Annotated in this window: 19 protein-coding genes; 9 read left to right on the top strand and 10 right to left on the bottom strand. The window is 70.9% G+C overall.

Annotation, left to right across the window (positions count from 1 at the left end; translation table 11 throughout):
- The gene (locus ABGB18_RS33710; protein ID WP_347699700.1) at nt 1-651 is read right to left on the bottom strand and encodes a TetR/AcrR family transcriptional regulator; all 651 of its coding nucleotides are present in this window, start codon (nt 649-651) and stop codon (nt 1-3) included.
- Between the two features lie 155 nt (nt 652-806).
- Here ABGB18_RS33710 and ABGB18_RS33705 point away from each other — a divergent pair, with 155 nt between their 5' ends.
- The 4 genes from ABGB18_RS33705 to ABGB18_RS33690 all read left to right on the top strand — a co-directional run bounded on the left by ABGB18_RS33705 (nt 807) and on the right by ABGB18_RS33690 (nt 4,791).
- The gene (locus ABGB18_RS33705; protein ID WP_347699699.1) at nt 807-1,862 is read left to right on the top strand and encodes a LacI family DNA-binding transcriptional regulator; all 1,056 of its coding nucleotides are present in this window, start codon (nt 807-809) and stop codon (nt 1,860-1,862) included.
- Nucleotides 1,863-2,004: 142 nt separating this feature from the next.
- On the top strand, nt 2,005-2,253 hold the full coding sequence (locus ABGB18_RS33700) for a hypothetical protein (RefSeq protein WP_347699698.1): 249 nt from the start codon (nt 2,005-2,007) through the stop codon (nt 2,251-2,253).
- Nucleotides 2,254-2,362: 109 nt separating this feature from the next.
- A complete protein-coding gene (locus tag ABGB18_RS33695; RefSeq protein WP_347699697.1) occupies nt 2,363-3,202 on the top strand; it encodes an N-acetylmuramoyl-L-alanine amidase in 840 nt (279 codons plus the stop codon).
- Nucleotides 3,199-4,791: a beta-N-acetylhexosaminidase gene (locus ABGB18_RS33690; RefSeq protein WP_347699696.1), complete on the top strand. Its 1,593-nt coding sequence runs from the start codon at nt 3,199-3,201 to the stop codon at nt 4,789-4,791. The genes ABGB18_RS33695 and ABGB18_RS33690 overlap by 4 nt, the downstream gene beginning before the upstream one ends.
- 45 nt (nt 4,792-4,836) lie before the next feature.
- On the opposite strand, the gene ABGB18_RS33685 is transcribed toward ABGB18_RS33690, so the two are convergent.
- Genes ABGB18_RS33685 through ABGB18_RS33675 form a run of 3 tightly spaced genes read right to left on the bottom strand, consistent with a single transcriptional unit; the run spans nt 4,837 to nt 7,119 of the window.
- Nucleotides 4,837-5,391, bottom strand: a complete 555-nt coding sequence (locus ABGB18_RS33685) for a GNAT family N-acetyltransferase (RefSeq protein WP_347699695.1) — start codon at nt 5,389-5,391, stop codon at nt 4,837-4,839.
- Between the two features lie 18 nt (nt 5,392-5,409).
- A complete protein-coding gene (locus ABGB18_RS33680) occupies nt 5,410-6,462 on the bottom strand; it encodes a quinone-dependent dihydroorotate dehydrogenase (protein ID WP_347699694.1) in 1,053 nt (350 codons plus the stop codon).
- A 6-nt stretch (nt 6,463-6,468) separates the two neighbouring features.
- Nucleotides 6,469-7,119, bottom strand: coding sequence for a response regulator transcription factor (locus ABGB18_RS33675; protein WP_347699693.1), 651 nt, complete (start codon nt 7,117-7,119; stop codon nt 6,469-6,471).
- Between the two features lie 64 nt (nt 7,120-7,183).
- On the opposite strand from ABGB18_RS33675, the gene lpdA reads away from it, so the two are divergent.
- The gene (gene lpdA / locus ABGB18_RS33670) at nt 7,184-8,563 is read left to right on the top strand and encodes a dihydrolipoyl dehydrogenase (protein ID WP_347699692.1); all 1,380 of its coding nucleotides are present in this window, start codon (nt 7,184-7,186) and stop codon (nt 8,561-8,563) included.
- A gap of 111 nt (nt 8,564-8,674) precedes the next feature.
- On the opposite strand, the gene ABGB18_RS33665 is transcribed toward lpdA, so the two are convergent.
- Together ABGB18_RS33665 and ABGB18_RS33660 are read right to left on the bottom strand one after the other, a co-directional pair.
- The gene (locus ABGB18_RS33665; RefSeq protein WP_347699691.1) at nt 8,675-8,836 is read right to left on the bottom strand and encodes a hypothetical protein; all 162 of its coding nucleotides are present in this window, start codon (nt 8,834-8,836) and stop codon (nt 8,675-8,677) included.
- A 44-nt stretch (nt 8,837-8,880) separates the two neighbouring features.
- Complete coding sequence (locus ABGB18_RS33660) at nt 8,881-9,345, bottom strand: anthrone oxygenase family protein (RefSeq protein WP_347699690.1); 465 nt, start codon at nt 9,343-9,345, stop codon at nt 8,881-8,883.
- 166 nt (nt 9,346-9,511) lie between these two features.
- Here ABGB18_RS33660 and ABGB18_RS33655 point away from each other — a divergent pair, with 166 nt between their 5' ends.
- Complete coding sequence (locus ABGB18_RS33655) at nt 9,512-10,042, top strand: hypothetical protein (protein WP_347699689.1); 531 nt, start codon at nt 9,512-9,514, stop codon at nt 10,040-10,042.
- Here the strand turns inward: ABGB18_RS33655 and ABGB18_RS33650 are convergent.
- Nucleotides 10,039-10,854, bottom strand: a complete 816-nt coding sequence (locus ABGB18_RS33650) for a nucleotidyltransferase domain-containing protein (RefSeq protein ID WP_347699688.1) — start codon at nt 10,852-10,854, stop codon at nt 10,039-10,041. The two genes, ABGB18_RS33655 and ABGB18_RS33650, sit on opposite strands and share 4 nt — an antisense overlap.
- Before the next feature lie 330 nt (nt 10,855-11,184).
- Here ABGB18_RS33650 and ABGB18_RS33645 point away from each other — a divergent pair, with 330 nt between their 5' ends.
- Entirely contained in the window at nt 11,185-13,275 is a 2,091-nt protein-coding gene (locus ABGB18_RS33645) for a SpoIIE family protein phosphatase (protein WP_347699687.1), read from the top strand.
- Here ABGB18_RS33645 and ABGB18_RS33640 read toward each other — a convergent pair.
- Nucleotides 13,244-13,384, bottom strand: a complete 141-nt coding sequence (locus tag ABGB18_RS33640; protein ID WP_347699686.1) for a hypothetical protein — start codon at nt 13,382-13,384, stop codon at nt 13,244-13,246. The two genes, ABGB18_RS33645 and ABGB18_RS33640, sit on opposite strands and share 32 nt — an antisense overlap.
- Nucleotides 13,385-13,723: 339 nt before the next feature.
- Nucleotides 13,724-14,263 carry a hypothetical protein gene (locus tag ABGB18_RS33635; protein WP_347699685.1) on the bottom strand — a complete coding sequence of 180 codons (540 nt, stop codon included), beginning with the start codon at nt 14,261-14,263 and terminating at the stop codon, nt 13,724-13,726.
- Nucleotides 14,264-14,565: 302 nt separating this feature from the next.
- On the opposite strand from ABGB18_RS33635, the gene ABGB18_RS33630 reads away from it, so the two are divergent.
- A complete protein-coding gene (locus ABGB18_RS33630; protein WP_347699684.1) occupies nt 14,566-15,198 on the top strand; it encodes a LysE family translocator in 633 nt (210 codons plus the stop codon).
- A gap of 34 nt (nt 15,199-15,232) precedes the next feature.
- Here ABGB18_RS33630 and ABGB18_RS33625 read toward each other — a convergent pair whose 3' ends face one another.
- Nucleotides 15,233-16,240, bottom strand: coding sequence for a LacI family DNA-binding transcriptional regulator (locus tag ABGB18_RS33625; protein ID WP_347699683.1), 1,008 nt, complete (start codon nt 16,238-16,240; stop codon nt 15,233-15,235).
- A 390-nt stretch (nt 16,241-16,630) separates the two neighbouring features.
- On the opposite strand from ABGB18_RS33625, the gene ABGB18_RS33620 reads away from it, so the two are divergent.
- Nucleotides 16,631-17,365: a haloacid dehalogenase type II gene (locus ABGB18_RS33620; RefSeq protein WP_347699682.1), complete on the top strand. Its 735-nt coding sequence runs from the start codon at nt 16,631-16,633 to the stop codon at nt 17,363-17,365.
- The last annotated feature ends 13 nt before the right edge of the window (nt 17,366-17,378 follow it).

Genomic DNA, 17,378 nt, shown 5'->3' with positions numbered 1-17,378 from the left:
TCACGCCAGGCGTTGGAGCAGGCCGGCGACGTCCGGGTCGTAGGTGGCGGCGACGCCGAGCAGCGCCACCATGTGATCGACGAGCATCTTCTCGAGCGTCGGCCGCTCGACGTCGTGATGCTCCAGCCAGTCGAGGCCGGCCGTCTCCACCGAGGCGATCCACGACCGCAGCGTCGTGCGCAGCACCGGGCTCGGCTCCTCGACCCGCATCTGGCGCAGGATCAGGCGGAACAGCCGCCGGCGCACCCCGTCGACGATCTCGCCCACCTCGCCCGCCCGGTTGGCGGGCCCGCCCCGCAGCAGCGCCGCGAAGCCGGCCGCGTGCTCCTCGACGAAGTCGAAATAGCGCCTGAGCCCGGAGGCCAGCTCGTCGAGAGGCCGGCCGCCCTCGTGCGGCCGCAACCGGGACTCCAGTTGGTCGGCCGCGCTCCTCAGCGCGGCCACGTAGAGCTCCTGCTTGCCGCCGAAGTAGTGGTAGACCAGGGCCCGCGAGGCACCCGCGGCCGAAGCCACGTCGTCGATCGAGACATCCTCCGCGTCGCGCGTGCTGAACAGCTCCAGCGCGGCCGCCATGAGCTCCTCGCGACGGCGGTCGACGCTGAGCCTGCGCCGCGCCGGACGCGCCGTCTCGGCTGACTTCCCGGATGTCACTCCAGCACAGTATCCGACCGTGTGTGCGCGGCTGACGTGTGGCTATCCAGTCAATATCCGGATCTCCTAGGCAATCCGTAACGGAAGCCGTACCCTGCGGCTAACTCGATCGTTTGGTCAGACAGGTGCCCATTTCCGCATCGCGGGGGAGACACATGTCAGGACCGCCCGTCAACACTTCAACTATTACGGAGCTAAGAGAGGTAGATACGCTGCCTCGGCCCAGACCCACCATCCGCAACGTCGCCGAGCGAGCCGGCGTCTCGAAATCCCTGGTCTCTCTCGTGCTGCGTGGTTCCCCGCACGTGAGTGAACACCGGCGGCAGGCCGTGCTGCAGGCCGCCCGCGAGCTCGGCTACCGGCCGAACGCGGTCGCCCGCAGCCTGGTCGAGGGCCGTACCCATCTGGTGGGTGCGCTCGTCGCCAACCTGCACACCCCCTTCTACGCCGAATTTCTCGACGGCCTGCAGGAGAGCCTGCACAGCGACGGCCTGCGCATGCTGATCGGGAACAGCCAGTGGGACCCGGCGTTCGAGGACGAGGCCGTCGAGTCCTTCCTCGAACTCAGGGTCGACGGGTTGATCTTGCTGGGCATCGCGCCGACCAGCGAGACTCTGATCGAGGCCACCGCCTACACCCCGACCGTGGTGGTCGGGGAACGTGACATCGAGCTCGACGGCGTCGACATCGTGGTCGACGACGACCAGCTCGGTGCCCGCCTGGCCATCGACCACCTGGTCGAGCTGGGACACAAGCGCGTCGCGCACATCGAGGGCCAGCGGTCGTCACGCTGCGAGGGTTACCTCGTGGCGATGCGCCGGCACTCGCTGGCGCCGTACATCATGGTCGAGGCCGCGGAGTCAACCGAGGAAGGTGGCCGGGAGGCGGCGCTCGCGCTGCTGACCCGCGACCCCAGGCCAACGGCGATCTTCGCCGCCAACGACGTGGTCGCGCTCGGCGTGCTCTCGGCCGCGAGCGAGCTGGGCCTGAGCGTGCCGGACGATCTTTCGGTGGTGGGATACGACAACACGCACCTGTCGGCCTCCCGCCACATCTCGCTCACCTCGGTCGACCAGCCCAGACGCGCCATGGGCAGGTCGGCGGCCGCGTTACTGAGCGACCGGATCGGCGATCCCGCCAAGGTCTCGCGCCTGCGGGAGATCCGGCCGGAGCTGATCGTACGGCGGAGCACCGGACCGGTGCTCTCCTAGGCGGGACACGGGACCCGTCCAAGAGAGCGCCAAACCTACGTCAAGCCGTGCGGCGACGGTGCCGCACGGCGGTTTACTCGGTCGGGTCATGCTAATTGTGGCCGGTTTTCCGCCGGTCACGATCTGATCCGGGGGAACAGTCATGCGTGATCCGGAACTGGTGTCATGCGCCCAGCGCGCCGCCGCCGAGCTCGAACGCGCCTGGGGGCTGTGGCGCGCCGGCCGGGGCCGGGCCGCCGACGGCGGCGCGGAATCGGTCGCCAGCTACGTCGCCCACTCGCTGGACCATCCGTGGGGCCGTCCCCGCGTCGTCCTCGGCCTCGACGCCGAGGACGCGCGGGAACTGGCCGCCCTGCTGGAGCGGCAGGAGGTCGGCGAGCACGTCTGGTGAGCGGGACCGCACGGCCGAGCGCGTCCGGCGCTGACCGTGCGGTGCGGTCGCCGTGCCGTGCCCGGCATAAGGCGGGCTCGATCGCGCGGTGTGCCGTAGGTTGGAGGCCATGCGTGCTCTCCCGGCCTCGACCCTCGCCCTCTGCGGCCTGATCGCCGCCGCCTGCGGCGGCACCGGCTCCGGTGACGCCGGAGGCAGGACCGCTCTCGCGCACGCCGAGGCGCGGACCCCCTCCCCCGCGCACAAGGCGACGCAGCAGGCGCCGGCCGCCCCGGTGCAGGAGAGCAAGCCGCTCGACGGGAAGGTCGTCGTCATCGACCCGGGCCACAACGGCGGCAACTACCGTGCCCCGACGGCCATCAGCCGCCAGGTCAACGTGCTGACCCAGTGGAAGGACTGCGACACCACCGGCACGGCCACCAACGGCGGCTACAGCGAGGCCGCCTTCACCTGGGACGTCTCCAAGCGGCTGGCCAAGGTCCTGCGCGCCAGGGGCGCCACGGTCAAGCTGACCAGAAACGGCAACGACGGCGTCGGCCCCTGCGTCACCGAGCGGGCCGCGATCGGCAACCGGGCCAAGGCCGACGCCGCGATCTCGGTGCACGCCGACGGCGCGGGACCGGGCGCGCACGGCTTCCACGTCATCATGCCCAAGAAGATCGGCGGCCCGGTGGACAAGGTCGTCGCCGCGTCGCGCAAGCTGGGGCTCTCCGTACGGGACGCGTTCGCCAAGGGCACGGGCCTGGCCTACTCCACCTATCTCGGCCGGGCGGCGCTCGACTTCCGCAGCGATCTCGGCGGGCTCAACCTGTCCACGGTGCCGAAGATCTTCGTCGAGTGCGGCAACATGCGCAACGCCACGGAGGCGGCCAAGTTCACCGACTCGAAGTTCCGGCAGAAGATCGCGGTGGCGCTGGCGAACGGATTGCACCACTATCTCGAAGCATGATTCCTCTTCCAGCGCACCTCAGTGAGCTTTCCGTTTCGTACGAGCTGAGCTCCGGCGCGACGGTGTCCGGCGACCTGCTCGACGCCGTGCGTCTCGCCCTGCCCCTGCTCGACCTGCGGCCCGGGGACTCGGGCGAGATCGACGTACGGCGGGATCCCGCGCTGGGCGAGGAGGCCTACCGGCTGACGACCGGATCCCGGGGTATCGAGATCGTGGCCGGCGGGCGCCCCGGGGCGTTCTACGCGGCGCAGTCGTTGCACCAGTTGCTGCCCGACGCCTCCTACCGGCTCGCGGGCGGGGGGTCGTGGCCCGTGCCGGGGGTGCGGGTCGAGGATTCGCCCCGGTTCGGGTGGCGCGGGCTGCACCTGGACGTGGCGCGGCACTTCTTCCCCAAGCGGGAGGTCCTGCGGCTGGTCGACCTGATGGCGATGCACAAGCTCAACCGGCTCCACCTCCATCTGGTGGACGACCAGGGGTGGCGGGTGGAGTCGAAGGCGTACCCGCTGCTGCACGAGGTGTCCTCGCACCGGCCGCGGACGTCGGTCGGGCACCACCGGGAGGCGGTGGCGTACGAGGAGATCCCGCACGGCGGCTACTACACGCTCGACGACCTGGCCGAGATCGGCGCCTACGCCCGCGCCAGGAACGTCACGATCGTGCCCGAGATCGACGTGCCGGGGCACGCCTCGGCGATCCTGGCCGCCTACCCGGTGCTGGGGGCCACCGGGGAGCGGCACGACGTGCTCGACCGGTGGGGCATCTCCCCCGCGATCCTGTCGCCGCTGCCGCCGACCGTCGAGTTCCTCACGACGATCTTCGACGAGCTGATCGGGGCGCTGGGCGAGACTCCTTACGTGCACATCGGCGGAGACGAGGTCGTGCTCGACCACTGGGCCGCCTCGGCGGAGATCATGGCGTACCGCGACTCTCTCGGGCTGGCCACGGCCAACGACCTGCAGGCGTGGTTCCTGCGGCGGCTGGCCGACGCGCTGGCCGAGCGGGGGGCGCGGGCGGTGGTGTGGGACGAGGCGTTCGTCAGCGGCGGGCTGCGGCAGGACACGCTGGTCATGCCGTGGCGCGGCATGGGTGTGGGACGGCGGGCGGCCGCGGCCGGGCACGACGTGGTGGCGACCCCCGTGTTCCCGCTGTACTTCGACTACGCCGAGGCGGCCTCGGCCGACGAGCCGATGGCCATCGGCGAGGCGATCACCGTCGCGGACGTGGCCGCGTTCCGGCCCGCGCCCGAGGAGTGGACGGACGAGGAGCGCGCCCACGTCGTGGGGGTGCAGGCGCAGTTGTGGACGGAACGGGTGCCGGACGCGCGTACGGTGGACTACCGCCTGTGGCCCCGGGCCTGCGCGCTCGCGGAGGTGGCCTGGTCGGGCGCGCCCGATGACGGGTTCACCGGACGGCTGGAGCGGCATCTGGGGCGGCTGGACGCGATCGGGGTGGAATACCGGCCGCTCGCCGGGCCGCATCCGTGGCAGCGGCGGCGGCCGCACCGGCCCGGCGTGGTGCGGGTCGAGGACGTGATGGACCACATCGACGCCATGACACACGACGCGGAGTCCACCCGGCCCAGCATGTGACCCGAGCGGTCCTGGTGACCTGCCCGGGACCAGGTCCCGGGTGGCTCAGAAGGCGGGCCGGTCGTTGAGGATGAGCTGGAACTGCCGGTGGTCCTGCCACTTCCCGTCGATCTCCAGGTAGCGCGGCGCGGTGCCCACGAGCTCGAAACCGGCCTTGCGGAGCACGCTCTGCGAGGCCGCGTTGTCGAGGAGGGTGGCCGCCGCGATCCGGTGCAGGCCGAGCACCTCGTCGGCGATCCGGCACACCGTCAGCGTCGTCTCGGTGGCCAGGCCGCGGCCGGTGTAGCCGGCGTCGATCCAGTAGCCGAGGTGGGCGTTGAGGAACGGCCCGCGCACGATGTCGTTGAGCGTGGCACAGCCCACGATCAGGTCGCCGTCGGCCAGCACCCAGGGCACGGTCTGGCCGACCGCGTGCTTGTCCAGCAGCGCATTCACCCGCTGGGCCTGGCCCTCCGCGGTGAAGAAGTCGTCGGGCCTGCGCGGCTCCCAGCGCCGCAGGTGGTCGCGGTTGCGGACGTAGGCGTCGGCGAGCGCCTGGGCGTCCTGCTCGCTGATCAGGCGCAGCATGACGCCGCCGGAAAGTGGTATTTCGTCGATCATCGTCCCACTTTAGGGGCTTCAGGTGACGCGGCCCACGGCCTCGGTGACGGATTTCAGTCCGTGGCGGCGTATCCGGCGAGCGAGCTGCCGGTGGATGCGGGCGGCCCACAGCGGACCGCCGTAGATCCAGCCCGTGTAGCCCTGGACGAGGGTCGCGCCCGCCAGCAGGCGCTCCCAGACGTCGTCCACGTCCTCGACGCCGCCCACGGACACCAGCGTGAGGCGGTCGCCGACCTTGACGCGCAGGCGGCGCAGGACCTCCAGGGAGCGGGCCTTGAGCGGGCGGCCGGACAGTCCGCCGGCCTCCCCCGCGTGCCTGATCGTGGTGTTGGTGGCGATGATCCCGTCCAGGCCCAGCTCCACGGCCAGCTCCGCGATGTCGTCCACGTCCTCGTCGGCCAGGTCCGGCGCGATCTTGACCAGCAGCGGGGTACGGCGGGGCGTGGCGTCGGCCACCTCCTTGACCGCGGTGAGCAGCGGGCGCAGCAGCTCGACCGCCTGGAGGTTGCGCAGGCCGGGGGTGTTGGGCGAGCTGACGTTGACCACCAGGTAGTCGGCCAGCGGGGCGAGCCGCCGGGCGCTGGCGACATAGTCGGCCACGGCCTCGGACTCGGGCACCACCTTGGTCTTGCCGATGTTCACTCCGACCACGACGGGCACGCCGCGGGGGCGGCGCAGCCGGCGGGCGGCGGCGTGCGCGCCGGCGTTGTTGAAGCCCATCCTGTTGATCACCGCCCGCTCCCGGACCAGCCGGAACAGCCGCGGCCGCGGGTTGCCCGGCTGGCCGTGCGCGGTGATGGTGCCGACCTCGACGTGGCCGAAACCGAGCGCGGCGGCGGCCTCGGCGCAGGCGGCGTCCTTGTCGAACCCGGCGGCCAGCCCGAGCGGCCCGGGGAAGTGCACGCCGAACGCGGTCACCCGCAACGCCGGGTCGTGTGGTGCGAGCGCCCGATGGAGCAGCCGCTTGAGCAGGGGCAGGCGCGCGAGCAGCGCCAGGCCCCCGACGGTGAGACGGTGCACGGCCTCGGCGTCGAACCGCCGCAAGACCTGCGAGAACAGGAGGTGATACATCAGGAGTCAGGCTACCAATCCGGCCTCGTAGGCGATGATCGCGGCCTGTACGCGGTTGCGTACGTCGAGCCTGGTGAGTATGGCACTCACGTACGCCTTCACCGTTCCCTCGACGATGTGCATCCGCTCCGCGATCTCGGCGTTGGACAGCCCGGCACCGAGCAGGGCGAGCACCTGGCGCTCGCGCTCGGTGAGGGCCTCGACCCGGTCGCGCGCCCGCGCCCCCTTGGCCATCCTGTCCCCCGCGAGATGGGTGATCACCCGCTGGGCGACCTTGGGCGACAGGTATGCCGCCCCCTCGGCCACCGCGTGGATCCCGGCGATCAGCTCGCGCGGGTCGCCGGACTTGAGCAGGAACCCGCTCGCCCCCACCTCAAGTGCCCTGGCGATGTAGTCGTCCTCGCCGAACGTCGTCAGCATCACCACGGCCGTGTCCGGCACCACCTTGCGCAGCTCGGCCGCCGCGGCCAGGCCGTCCAGCCTGGGCATGCGGATGTCGAGCAGCGCCACGTCGGGCCGATGCCGCAGGGCCAGCTCGACGGCCTGCCTGCCGTCGGCCGCCTCGGCCACCACCTGCAGCGACGGGTCGGACTGGAGGATGGCCCCGACCCCCGCCCGGATCATGGTCTCGTCGTCGGCCAGGAGTATCCGGATCACACCCCTATCCTGGCCGACGGGCACGGGGTCGGGGCAGCGGCGGGCGACCGGTATGGTCCGACACATGAGCACTCACTATGACGTCGTCGTTCTCGGCGCGGGTCCGGGAGGGTACACGGCGGCGGTCCGCGCCGCCCAGCTCGGGCTGCGCACCGCGGTCGTCGAGGAGAAGTACTGGGGTGGCGTCTGCCTCAACGTGGGCTGCATCCCCTCCAAGGCACTGCTCCGCAACGCGGAGCTCGCCCACATCTTCCACAACGAGGCCAAGACCTTCGGCATCAGCGGCGAGGTCAGCTTCGACTACGGCGCGGCCTTCCAGCGCAGCCGCAAGGTGGCCGACGGCCGGGTCAAGGGCGTTCACTACCTGATGAAGAAGAACGCCATCACGGAGTACGACGGGCGCGGCACGTTCCTGGACGCCAACACGCTCCAGGTGAACGGGGAGACCATCACCTTCTCCCACTGCATCATCGCGGCGGGGGCCACCACCAGGCTGATCCCGGGCACGCAGTTGTCGGAGCGCGTGGTGACGTACGAGGAGCAGATCCTGACCGAGGAGCTGCCGTCGAGCATCATCATCGCGGGCGCCGGCGCGATCGGCGTCGAGTTCGCGTACGTGCTGCACAACTACGGCGTCAAGGTGACGATCGTGGAGTTCCTCGACCGGATCGTGCCGCTGGAGGACGAGGAGGTGTCGGCCGAGCTGGCCAAGCGCTACAAGCGGCTCGGCATCGAGGTGATGACCTCCACCCGCGTGGACGGCATCGAGGACACCGGCGCCTCCGTCAAGGTCACGGTGACCAAGGGCGACCAGACCCAGGTGCTCGAGGCGGACAAGGTGCTGCAGGCCATCGGGTTCCAGCCGCGCGTCGAGGGCTACGGGCTGGAGAAGACGGGCGTGGCGCTGACCGAGCGGGGCGCCATCGCGGTGGACGGGCGCTGCCGGACGAACGTGCCGAACATCTTCGCCATCGGCGACGTCACCGCCAAGCTGATGCTGGCGCACGCCGCGGAGTCCATGGGGATCATCGCCGCCGAGACCATCGGCGACGCGGAGACCATGGAGCTGGACTACGTGATGATCCCGCGGGCGACCTACTGCCAGCCGCAGGTGGCCAGCTTCGGCCACACCGAGGCGCAGGCGCGCGAGCTCGGGTTCGACGTGAAGGTGGTGAAGTTCCCGTTCACGGCGAACGGCAAGGCGCACGGGCTGGGCGACACGGCCGGCTTCGTCAAGATCGTCAGCGACAACACGCACGGCGAGCTGCTGGGTGCCCACCTGATCGGGCCCGAGGTCACCGAGCTGCTGCCGGAGCTGACCCTGGCCCAGCAGTGGGACCTGACGGTGCACGAGGTCGCGCGCAACGTGCACGCGCACCCGACGCTCGGCGAGGCGGTCAAGGAGGCGATCCACGGCCTCGCCGGTCACATGATCAACATGTGACCGTGGTGGGCGAAAGCCCAAGGTGGACAGGCATTTCCGGGTCTCTGCCGTCAGCACGATGTCGGCACGCGGCGACGGCTTCGGCGGTGCCTGTCTGATAGGCCGCCCGCATCACGTCGAGCGCTCGTCCCACGCCTCGTCCACGAGGTGGCCGTAATTACGGAACGTGATCCCGATGTCCTGGTGTCCGAGCCATCGGGACACGTCCGTGATGGGGATGCCCTGTGCCGGTCGCATGGAGGAGTTGACCACATCGACCCCGGCGACAATCACGACCCGTCGAACCTCGCGCCCATGCGCTGCCGCCCACGCACCGATCACGCCCAGAGGTAGAGCGCGGCGCCCAGCAGCACCACGGAGAGCACGCAGGCCCAGCCGCGCAGGTGGTTCCAGCGGGTCCAGCGGGATGAATAGCCCGGCCAGTCCACGTTGCCCTCGTTGAGGGCGTTGTTCAGTGGCACGTTGACGACGCTGGTCACCAGGATCGAGCCGGCGAAACACACCACAGCGGCCGCGAGGGCCACGATTCCCGGCACGCTCGCCCCGGACACCAGCAGGAGCACGCCGGCGAGCAGCGAGAGAACCGGCGACAGCGTGAACGCCAGCAGGAACACCGGGTTGAGGATCTTCTGGTTGACGCTGCGCATGGCAGCGGTGGCCTGGTCCTGGTCGATGGCGTCCAGCGCGGGCATCACCGACACGGAGAAGGCGAAGTAGAGGCCCGCCATCAGGCCGTTCAGCACAAGCGCGACGATCGCGGCGACGGCCGCCAACACGTCCATGCCCCAATGATCCACCCCTGACGCGGAGGAACGCACCGAATCGCCCGGGCGGCCCGGCTGGGTACCGGTTTCTCACCAGATCTTCAGAATTCGCTGAGAAAGCTCTGATGCGGGCCGGGGAGGTTGGAGGCGACCGAAGAACTTTCGTATCGGACGGTGGTCCCGCATGACCTCAACGCCCACTGGCATCGCCGAGCGGCCGGCTCGCCGGACCGGCCCTCTGACGGTACGCCTCGGACTCCTGGCACTGACCGCGATCGGCATCATGGGCGCGGTGGCCGAGCTCGCCTTCGAACGCCACTGGCAGACCCCTACCCAGCTGATCCCGTGGGCGGCCCTGGCACTGCTGGTCATCGCCCTGGTGCTGGTCGCCCTGGACGGCTCCCCACGAACCATCACCGTGGCCCGCTGGCTCGCGGTGACCGTGCTGGCCGCCTCGGCGTACGGGGTCTTCATGCACGTGACCGTCAACCACACCGCGGGCGCGTTCGACCCCTCGTGGGAGGGCCTCTCGCCGCTCACCCAGTGGTGGTACGCGCTCACCAAGTCGGTGGGCACCGCCCCGCCGCTCGCCCCCGGGATGCTGGCCCAGAGCGCGCTGCTCCTCCTCCTGACCACGCTCGCCGGGAAGCAGCGCCGGGAGCAGGTGATCCCCCTTCGCCGGAGGCGCTCGGCACCTCTTCGCCGACGCGGCTAGGAGCAGGCCGCCCGGACCTCGGCGACCAGCCGTTGGGCGGCGGCGACGGTGGCCTCGATCTCCTCGCGGGTGCGCCCGACGGCGGCCAGCAGCCCCTGGGCGCGCTCCGCGAACTCCGGCGGCGCCGAGGGCAGCCGGCCCGCGGCCGCGATCATGCCCTTCTCATTGATCAGCCAGGCGCCGTCGGCGGCGTGCAGGGCCTGGCAGGCGACGCCGAGCGCGCGGAACAGGCACCCGGCCGCGTACGCCGGGTCGTGCCCGGCCGCGCCGTACCCGGCTATTTGCAGCGCGAAGTCGGCCTCCCACAGCCCGCTGATCAGGGCGGCGCGCAGGGCCGGCGGGTAGACGGCGGCCTCCGCGCGCAACGCCGCCAGCTCCCCGGTGGGGTCGGCCAGGATCCGGCACAACGCGACCTCGCCCGCGTAGGCGTGCGAGTAGAAACCCAGCGGATGTCCCGCCTGGACGCCGAGCTCGTAGCGGCCGGCCCGGCAGTCCGCCCAGATCCGGTGCACCCGGTCGAGGTCGCGGTAGATCCAGTCGACCCGCCATCCGTCCACGGTCAGCCAGCCGCCGCCGTCCACCCACGGCCCCCAGCCGCCCGGCTCGGTCACCTCGGTGGGGGTGCCGGTGACGTCGCGGGCGAGCGCGCGCAGGTCGGCCACGGCGAGCGGGCCCCGGTAGTAGAGGCCGAGGTCGATGTCGGAGTCGGGCCGGTGGGTGCCGCGGGCCCGGCTGCCGCCCAGCGCGACCGCGACCACACCGGGGATCTCGGCCAGGCGGGCGGCGATCTCCCGCAGCTTCTCATCGTGCACGCATGGCCTCCTGGAGCTTCTCGTCAGGGCCCGTACGTCGATGTCGCGCACCCGCGGATCGCCGGACGTCCCGAGGGCCGCCTCAGTGTACCGGCGGGCGGCGCCCGGCCGCCCGTCACGTGCCACCACCGGCCGTCGACTGACTCTCATCTGGCGCTTTGCCCTGGCAGCGGAAGCCTCGGCCCCGTTCCATATTTGGGCAATCAGCGGGTCAACAAACGCCGAAAACGGATTAGTCGGAGCACACTCAGGGGCTTGATAGTGACATACCGCCTCAAATCTGGACACCGTTCCGGGGGGCGGTCGTGACGTGGAAGGGGGGAAGCACCGATGAGCGAGGCCGGCAAACGGACGCTCAGCGGCCTGCCCTTCGACGTCTTCGACTCCGCGCCGGTGGGAGTGGTGGCGACCAGTGGCCTCGACCACCGGCTGATCTATGCGAACGCCGCCTTCCAGCGGATCGCCGGCGAGCGCGTGCTCGGGCTGCCGATCCGCGAGGCCTTCGCCGACCTGCGCCAGTCTGACCACTTCGGGCTGCTCGACTGGGTACTGGAGACGGGCGAGCCGGTCAGCCTGCGGGAGCTGCCCTTCGACTTCGGCGGCCATCGGGGAGCCGACGCCGAACAACGCTATTCGATCAGCATGTCGAAACTGTGGCTCGGCGCCGAAGAGGCCGGCGTGCTGCTGGTGGCCGCGAAGAGCGGCGGCCGGGCCGAGGGCGGCGGCGAGATCGACTCCATCGCCGAGGAGCGGCGCAGGTTCGTCCTGCGCTACCAGAGCCTCATGCGGGTCGAGACGCAGGTCGTGTGGGTGATGGCGCCCCTCGGCCTGGTGGCCGAGCCGAGCCCGGGCTGGGAGCAGATGACCGGCCAGTTCTGGGCGGACTACCGCGGCGAGGGCTGGTTGCGGGCCGTCCATCCCGACGACCGGGCGGGGGTCCGCGAGACCTGGCCCGAGGCCCGGCGGCAGGGCCGGTGGGACCACACCTTCCGGCTGAAACTGGCGGGCGACGGCTACCGGCACGTCCGCACGCGCGCCGTCCCGGTGATCGAGAACGGCGAGGTGGTCGAGTGGGTCGGTACGTGCGCCGACATCGAGCACGAATGGCAGGAGGCGCAGCGCAGGAAACTGCTCGACCAGGCCGCCGCGGCGACGGCTGACATAGGCGGCCTGGACGAGGTGCTGGGCATGCTCGCCCACGTGATCATGCCCAGCGTGCTGGACGGGATCGGGATCTACCTGATTCCCGACTTCGACGGCCAGCCACCCGAGCCCCTGGTCGCCGAGAGGTTCGTGAGCATCGTGCGGGAGGGGCTCGGGCCGGAGCCACAGCCGGGCACGGTACGTTTCGGCTCCGACACCGCCTTCTTCCAGGCGGTCAGGACCCGCCGACCGGTTCACCGGGTCTTCCCGCCCGGCAAGATCCCGCCGAACCTGGCGCCGCCGGGTGCGGATGGGTGGTTCAGGAGCGCCGGGGCCAACAGCGTCGCGCTCGTGCCGGTGATCGTCGACGGCGCCGTGGCCGCGGTGCTGGACGCGGTGGTCTGCGGATCGCGGGAGCCGATCGGACCGGCCGACGTCGACCTGCTGGGGCGGATGCTCGACCACGCGCACGCCCACCTGAGCAACGCCATGCGCTTCCAGCGCACCCAGCGGGTGGCACTCGCCCTGCAGAACTGCCTGCTTCCCGACCCGCCCGACGCCCCGGGCATGGAGATCACCGCCCGATACCGCCCGAGCGCCACCGCCGTCGAGATCGGCGGCGACTGGTACGACTCCTTCATCCTGCCCGACGGGGCGACCATCCTCACCATCGGCGACGTCGGCGGGCACGACCTGACGGCCGCGGTGACCATGAGCCAGTTGCGCAACATGCTCAGGGGCCTGACCATGGACCGCCGCGAACCTCCCGGCGACATCCTGCGCCGTCTCAACGTCGCCACCGAGGCCCTGTACGGCGACGGCACGGCGACCTGCATCCTGGCCCGGCTGGAGGGCCCGGAGAACGGGGAATGGCGGCTGCACTACTCGGTGGCCGGGCATCCGCCGCCGTTGCTGGTGACGTACGAGGGCGAGGGACGTTTTCTGGAGGGCGCGCTCAACCCCCTGCTCGGCTACGGCGATGACCAGCCGCGTTCCAGCGCCTTCGCCATGCTGCCGCCGCGCGCCACCCTGCTCTTCTACACCGACGGCCTGGTGGAACGGCCCGGCGAGAACCTGGACGACGGGCTGCAACGGCTCCGCCGGCACGCGGAGTCCCTGGCCCGCGCGTCCCTCGACGACTTCTCCGATCAGGTGCTCGCCCGGATGCCCATCGCCAGGAAGGACGACATCGCCATGATCGCCGTCCGGCTGCCCGAGATCGGGCGGGCCGGTGGTGACGGGCCGCTCAGCGCACGATCTTGCCGAGCACCTCGTTGAACGCCTCCGTCGAGCTGGGGTGGGTGTAGACGGCATCGCGTAGTTCGGTGGCGCTGATGCCGTGCCGCATGGCGAGCGCGACCGTGTTGATCAGCTCCTGGGCGTCCACGCTCAGCAGCGCCGCCCCGAGGATCTCGTCCGTCTCGAGTCGGCCTTCAGCCGGGCCTTACGGCTGGCCACGGGCTCCACCCCGGCCCAGTTCCGCCGCGCCGCCCAGAACCGCTAGAGAGCCGCCGCCTCGTTCCTGTCGCACACGCGGCAGAGCCCGTTCCGTGAACCGGAACGGGCTCTGCCGCGTGTTGCTCGATGATCGGCGCCGTGCGGCACCTGCGGGGCGAGCCGCAGAAGGGGCGCTGGAGGCTCATCCCTGCTCAGGGCGTCCGCGGCTCATGTTCGCTCAAGACGGCTGCGGCTCGCGCCTGCTCGATGCGACGGCCGATCCTCGGCCTCAGCGGTGGTCGTACTCGGAGTGGTGGTTGTCGGAGTGGTCGTTGTCGCGGTGATCGCTGTGGTGATCGCCGTGGTCGTTGTCGTGGCCCTTGTCGCCGCGCTCGTCGTGACGGCCCTTGTCGCCGTGGTGGGCATGACCTTCGTGGCCACGGTTGTTGTGGTCGACGTGGTGGACGCGCGAACGCCCGTAGAGGTCGTCACGGTCGAGCGAGTGGTGCCGGGCGTAGGAGGCCGACACCGGCTTCCACCTGCCGTCCTCCCACCGGTAGAAGCGGTGGCCGTCGAAGCGGTAGCGCTCACCGTGGCCGGCGCTGTACCAGTCGCCGTGCGAGGCGTAGCGGAACCACCAGCGGCGGCCATCCCAACGCTGCAGGTAACCGTTGTGACGGGCCGCCTCGGCGCTGGTGGCGATGGGGGCACCCGGGCTCGCGAGCCGGCTCGTGGCCGCGGAGGCGGCTCCACTCGTGGTGAAGATGATGCCGCCCGTCACTGCAAGAGTCGCGGCCGCGGTCGCGAGACGCAAAGTGATCTTGCTCATGGTCGTCTATCTCCTTCGGACGCGCGCTGCCCTGGGATCTCCAGTTGGCTCGCGTCCTTGGTGTGTTACGTGGGGTGCCAACCAAGCCGATGTCCCAGTTAGTCCCATTCATCCCATGATGTGATGATCCTCACCAGTGCCGGCCGCCGCCCTCTCGGCATACGTGATCTTCTGACTCTGAGCGCCTCCGCCGTGCCAATACACTAAAAACGTCATATATCGGCATGTAGGACGTAAAACGCGCACGCTCGAACCGGTGATCGCCCGGGACCTCGGCACGCGACTCCGGAGGGCGGGCTCTGATGATCAACTGGGCGGGGTTCGTCACCGCTGCCGTGCTGGCCTCCCTGGTCCCGGGCGCGAACCAGCTCCTCGGCCTGCGGAACGCCGTGCGTCACGGCAGCGCCTACGCCCTGGCCGGGATCGGCGGCCGGCTGGCCGCCTTCGTCGTCCTCATCGGGCTCGTCGTGGCCGGGCTCGACGTGCTGCTGGTCACCGTGCCCGCCGTGCTCACGGTGATCAAATGGGTCGGCGTCGCCTACCTCCTGTGGATCGGGTTCGCCAGCCTGCGGCAGGCGTGGCGGCCCCGGCCCACCGCCCCGGCGGGTTCGCCGTCCGGCACCGGGCGGACGCCGTGGCCGATCGTCGCCAACGAGTTCGTCGTCGCGATGAGCAACCCCAAGGCGCTGCTGCTGTTCGCCGCGCTGCTCCCCCAGTTCACCGGCGGGCCGGACGCCGCCGCGGCCCCGCAGCTCGCCCTGCTCGGCGCCGCCTACCTGCCCATCGAGCTGATCGTCGGCCTCGGGTACATCGGCGTGGGCATCGCGCTCGGCGCGACCGGCATCTCGGCCAGGACCCATCGCAAGATCGACGCGGGCAGCGGCGTCTGCTTCCTGGGCCTGGCCGGGCTGCTCGCGGCCGAACACGTCGCATAGGAGCCCCGAACCGGCTCGGCGCCCAGGTCTCTCGTCAGGCGGCCAGGCTGGACCCGCGTACGACCAGCTCAGTGGCGAGCTCCAGGTGGCGGAACTCGATCCTCTCGCCGGCGGCCAGGCGCAGCGCCGTGCGCAGGGCGACGCCGCCCATCTGGCGCAGCGGCTGGCGCACGGTGGTGAGCTGCGGCGAGGTCATGGTGGCTATCTGGGTGTCGTCGAAGCCGACGATGCTGAGGTCGTCGGGAACGTACAGGCCGCGAGCCTTGGCCGCCTGGATGGCGCCGAGGGCGCACTCGTCGCTGGCGGCGAAGATGGCCGTCGGCGCGGGCCGCAAGTCGAGCAGGGCGGCTCCCGCCTCCAGCCCGTCGGGATGGCAGTAGCCCGGAGTCCGGACGTACTGCGGGGGCACGGGCACGCCCGCGGCGTCCATGGCGGCTCGGTAACCGTGCATGCGCGCCTGGTTGGAGGTCGCGGTGGCGGGGCCGCCGATGTAGGCGATGCGGCGGTGGCCGAGGCCCAGCAGATGCTGGGTGGCGGACATGCCGCCAGCGAAGTTGGTGGCGCCGACGCTGATGACGGAGTCGCTCGGCATGTTCAGCGGGTCGATGACCACCACCGGCAGGCGGGCCCTGGACAGCGCGGCGAGCTGGGCCGGCTCGTTGGTGACGGAGATGAGCGCGTGCCGCCCGGCGGCGAGCAGGTCAGCGGCCCAGGAGGGGTGGCTGCCGACCACGCCCTGGGCGATGGACACGACGACCGCCGCGCCCACCCCGGCCGCCGCCTCGACCGCGCCCTGGACGATCGCGCTGGAGTAGGCGCACAGCTCCCCGTCCACCTGCAGCTCGACCGTGGTCAGCGCGGTCTGACGACGGTGCGGCGAGCGGGGGACGTAGCCGTGCTCCAGCAGCAGGGCCTGCACCATCGATCGGGTGGCCGGGGCCACGTCACTGCGGCCGTTGAGCACCTTGGACACGGTCGCCACCGAGACACCCGCCGAGGCGGCGACGGTGGCCAGCGTGGCGCGCCCGAAACTGGTCGCCATCGATTCCTCTCTAACGCCTGTTCTCCACTGTAAGTGGCGAGTCCCGTGCCGCGCCTGGTATTAACCGGGTGCCCGCCGGATCTCACGTTTTCCGGCGCGGCGGCGTCTACCTGGTGAAAGAACACACCAGGAGGGCAAGAACCATGGCACGGACTCACACCGTCATCGAGTCGCCGGTGGGCGGCCTGGTCGCGGTCGCCGACGCCAAACGTGCCCTGCTCACCTTGGAGGCGGCGGCGTGAGGAGGGCTTTCCCGGGCCATGTCCAGAGAGGTCCAAGTTTCCGCACGTCCAAGGCGGGGCACCGGAAATCTGGGCAGTTGCGGGGCGATCCTGCGAGGTGAAGATACGCCGCCTCCCGACCGGTGATCGAGAAAGAGGGACGAATCCGATGAACCACGCCCACGCCCCGCAGTCGTCCGGCGAGTGGGCCGGAGACGAGCCGTCGGTGATCGTGTTCGACGTCAACGAGACGCTGATCGAGCTGGCCTCGATGGACCCCCTCTTCGAACGGATCTTCGGCGACCGGTGGGTCAGGCGCGAGTGGTTCGGCCACCTGATCACGTATTCGATGACGATCACCCTGTCCGGGCTCTACGAGGGGTTCTTCACCCTGGGTCAGGGGCTGCTCAGGATGCTCGGCGACATCCACGGCGTACGGGTCACCGACGCCGACGTCGAGGAGGTCAGGCGGGCGATGCTGACGATGCCGGCGCATCCCGACGTGGAGGCGAGCCTGACCCGGCTGCGGGAGGCGGGCTTCCGCCTGGTCACCCTGACGAACTCGCCGCCCAACCCCGGCGGCCGGAGCCCGCTGGAGAACGCCGGGCTGGCGCGCTTCTTCGAGCGGCAGTTCAGCGTCGAGAGCGTGCGCGCCTTCAAGCCCGCGCCGCAGAACTACCACATGGTGGCGCGGGACCTGGGGGTGCCGCCGTCGCGGTGTTTCATGGTGTCCGCGCACGTCTGGGACACGATCGGAGCGCAGAGTGCCGGCTACACCGCGGGCCTGATCACCCGGCCGGGCAACGCTCCGCTGCCCGTCGCCTCGCTGCCGCAGCCCGACATCGTGGCACCGGACCTGACCGCCCTGGCCGTCGAGCTCGTCCGGCGCCGCGAAACGTCCTAGATCACTCCGGCAG

The organism is Nonomuraea sp. B12E4, from assembly GCF_039871825.1.
GTDB lineage: Bacteria > Actinomycetota > Actinomycetes > Streptosporangiales > Streptosporangiaceae > Nonomuraea.
This window is presented reverse-complemented; position numbering and strand designations above follow the sequence as displayed.

What these genes read in the sequence shown, in the direction of transcription:
- ABGB18_RS33705 (WP_347699699.1), top strand. Translation starts at nt 807, where the DNA reads ATGTCAGGACCGCCCGTCAACACTTCAACTATTACGGAGCTAAGAGAG.
- ABGB18_RS33700 (WP_347699698.1), top strand. Translation starts at nt 2,005, where the DNA reads ATGCGTGATCCGGAACTGGTGTCATGCGCCCAGCGCGCCGCCGCCGAG.
- ABGB18_RS33695 (WP_347699697.1), top strand. Translation starts at nt 2,363, where the DNA reads ATGCGTGCTCTCCCGGCCTCGACCCTCGCCCTCTGCGGCCTGATCGCC.
- ABGB18_RS33690 (WP_347699696.1), top strand. Translation starts at nt 3,199, where the DNA reads ATGATTCCTCTTCCAGCGCACCTCAGTGAGCTTTCCGTTTCGTACGAG.
- ABGB18_RS33685 (WP_347699695.1), bottom strand. Translation starts at nt 5,391, where the DNA reads ATGATCGACGAAATACCACTTTCCGGCGGCGTCATGCTGCGCCTGATC.
- ABGB18_RS33680 (WP_347699694.1), bottom strand. Translation starts at nt 6,462, where the DNA reads ATGTATCACCTCCTGTTCTCGCAGGTCTTGCGGCGGTTCGACGCCGAG.
- lpdA (WP_347699692.1), top strand. Translation starts at nt 7,184, where the DNA reads ATGAGCACTCACTATGACGTCGTCGTTCTCGGCGCGGGTCCGGGAGGG.
- ABGB18_RS33660 (WP_347699690.1), bottom strand. Translation starts at nt 9,345, where the DNA reads ATGGACGTGTTGGCGGCCGTCGCCGCGATCGTCGCGCTTGTGCTGAAC.
- ABGB18_RS33655 (WP_347699689.1), top strand. Translation starts at nt 9,512, where the DNA reads ATGACCTCAACGCCCACTGGCATCGCCGAGCGGCCGGCTCGCCGGACC.
- ABGB18_RS33645 (WP_347699687.1), top strand. Translation starts at nt 11,185, where the DNA reads ATGAGCGAGGCCGGCAAACGGACGCTCAGCGGCCTGCCCTTCGACGTC.
- ABGB18_RS33635 (WP_347699685.1), bottom strand. Translation starts at nt 14,263, where the DNA reads ATGAGCAAGATCACTTTGCGTCTCGCGACCGCGGCCGCGACTCTTGCA.
- ABGB18_RS33630 (WP_347699684.1), top strand. Translation starts at nt 14,566, where the DNA reads ATGATCAACTGGGCGGGGTTCGTCACCGCTGCCGTGCTGGCCTCCCTG.
- ABGB18_RS33625 (WP_347699683.1), bottom strand. Translation starts at nt 16,240, where the DNA reads ATGGCGACCAGTTTCGGGCGCGCCACGCTGGCCACCGTCGCCGCCTCG.
- ABGB18_RS33620 (WP_347699682.1), top strand. Translation starts at nt 16,631, where the DNA reads ATGAACCACGCCCACGCCCCGCAGTCGTCCGGCGAGTGGGCCGGAGAC.